The organism is Pseudomonas protegens, from assembly GCF_003732485.1.
GTDB lineage: Bacteria > Pseudomonadota > Gammaproteobacteria > Pseudomonadales > Pseudomonadaceae > Aquipseudomonas > Aquipseudomonas protegens_B.
Genome location: NZ_MOAK01000086.1, coordinates 338,612 through 340,697 on the forward strand (window position 1 = coordinate 338,612; position 2,086 = coordinate 340,697).

At 63.9% G+C, this 2,086-nt stretch carries 3 protein-coding genes; 2 read left to right on the top strand and 1 reads right to left on the bottom strand.

All coding sequences use genetic code 11. The annotated features are described in order from the left end of the window. Nucleotides 1–38 precede the first annotated feature (38 nt). Both recO and pdxJ read left to right on the top strand, forming a co-directional pair. Complete coding sequence (gene recO / locus BLX41_RS28535) at nt 39–728, top strand: DNA repair protein RecO (RefSeq protein ID WP_123727583.1); 690 nt, start codon at nt 39–41, stop codon at nt 726–728. 132 nt (nt 729–860) lie between these two features. After that, the gene (pdxJ, locus tag BLX41_RS28540; RefSeq protein ID WP_123727584.1) at nt 861–1,607 is read left to right on the top strand and encodes a pyridoxine 5'-phosphate synthase; all 747 of its coding nucleotides are present in this window, start codon (nt 861–863) and stop codon (nt 1,605–1,607) included. Between the two features lie 66 nt (nt 1,608–1,673). Here the strand turns inward: pdxJ and BLX41_RS28545 are convergent. Further along, nucleotides 1,674–2,086 (bottom strand): transglycosylase SLT domain-containing protein (locus BLX41_RS28545; RefSeq protein WP_185073828.1); only part of this gene is annotated, 413 nt, incomplete at its 5' end.

Consider the following 2,086-nt stretch of genomic DNA (forward strand, 5'->3'; position numbering starts at 1 on the left):
ACCCGGTTCCCTCTCTTCTCCTGAGATCCCCCGCAACCATGTCCAGCAACGCCCCAGTCGGCCAACTCGCCTACGTCCTGCACAGCCGCGCCTACCGCGAAAGCAGCGCACTGGTGGATTTCCTTACTCCCCAAGGTCGTCTGCGCGCTGTGCTGCGTAATGCACGGGGCAAGGCCGGTACCCTGGCGCGACCCTTCGTCCCTCTGGAGGTCGAATTTCGCGGCCGCGGCGAACTGAAGAACGTCGGGCGCATGGAGAGTGCCGGCATTGCCTCCTGGCTCAATGGCGAAGCGCTGTTTAGCGGTCTGTACCTGAATGAACTGCTGATCCGCCTGCTGCCGGCGGAAGATCCCCATCCGGCAGTATTCGACCACTACGCCGCAACCTTGCTGGCCCTGGCTGAAGGACGGCCCCTGGAGCCCCTGCTGCGGGCCTTCGAATGGCGCTTGCTGGATGATTTGGGTTATGGCTTCGCCCTGGACAGCGACATCCACGGCGCGCCCATTGTCGGCGACGGCCTGTATCGCCTGCAGGTGGATGCCGGCCTGGAGCAGGTGTTCCTGTTGCAACCTGGCCTGTTCAACGGCACCGAACTGTTGGCCATGGCCGAGGCCGACTGGAGTGCTCCCGGCGCGTTGTCGGCAGCCAAGCGCCTGATGCGTCAGGCCCTGGCAGTGCATCTGGGCGGGCGCCCCCTGGTCAGTCGCGAGCTGTTTCGCAAGCCCTAGGCGTGGCTATCGTTTGGCGACCCGCAGCGATTGCCCGCCAGGCGCCGCCATTCTGCGTTCGAGCAAATGGCAACAGACCCTGTTCTCCCCGTATGCTGTGCGCCGAATCTTCATTTATTCAGGAGCGCTTTCGTGACCACCAGCAATCGCATTCTTCTCGGCGTGAATATCGATCACGTTGCCACCCTGCGCCAGGCCCGCGGCACTCGTTACCCTGACCCGGTCAAGGCCGCGCTGGACGCGGAAGAGGCGGGCGCCGACGGCATCACCGTGCACCTGCGCGAAGACCGTCGGCATATCCAGGAACGCGACGTGCTGCTGCTCAAGGACGTGCTGCAGACCCGCATGAATTTCGAGATGGGCGTCACCGAAGAGATGATGGCTTTTGCCGAGCGTATCCGTCCGGCGCATATCTGCCTGGTACCGGAAACCCGCCAGGAGCTGACCACTGAAGGCGGCCTGGATGTGGCGGGGCAGGAGGCGCGGATCAAGGCGGCGGTGGAGCGGCTGTCGAAAATCGGTTCCGAAGTGTCCCTGTTCATCGACGCCGACGAGCGTCAGATCGAGGCCTCCAGGCGCGTCGGCGCGCCGGCCATCGAGTTGCACACGGGGCGCTATGCCGATGCCCAGACGCCGAGTGAAGTGGCGGATGAGCTGCAGCGTATCGTCGACGGGGTTGCCGTGGGCCTGGCTCAGGGGCTGATCGTCAATGCCGGCCATGGCCTGCATTACCACAACGTTGAAGCGGTGGCGGCGATCAAGGGCATCAATGAGCTGAACATCGGCCACGCCCTGGTGGCTCATGCGCTGTTCGTCGGTTTCAAGGGCGCGGTGGCCGAGATGAAAGCGTTGATCCTGGCGGCTGCGGCCAAGGCCTGAATGGTCTTCGTCGGCACGCCGGTTCCTACACAACCTCTGTAGGAGCCGGCTTGCCGGCGAATGCTTTTAGAGCGGCGGATTTTCTTCCGTCGGCTTGGTCTTGTTGACCCCCGGCACATGCAGGTTGCCCTCGGCAACCTGATCGCCTTCCAGCTGCGGCTGGGTCACCCAGGTCAGGATGTCGTAGTAGCGGCGGATGTTGGCCACGAAATGCACCGGCTCGCCGCCTCGGGCATAGCCGTAGCGGGTCTTGCTGTACCACTGCTTCTGCGACAGCCGTGGCAGCATCTTCTTCACATCCAGCCACTTGTTCGGGTTCAGGCCTTCCTTCTCCGCCAGCTTGCGGGCGTCGTCCAGGTGGCCGGTGCCGACGTTGTAGGCGGCGAGGGCGAACCAGGTGCGGTCCGGCTCCTCGATCTTGTCGTCCAGTTGTTCCTTGATATAGGCCAGGTACTTGGCGCCGCCGCTGATGCTCTGCT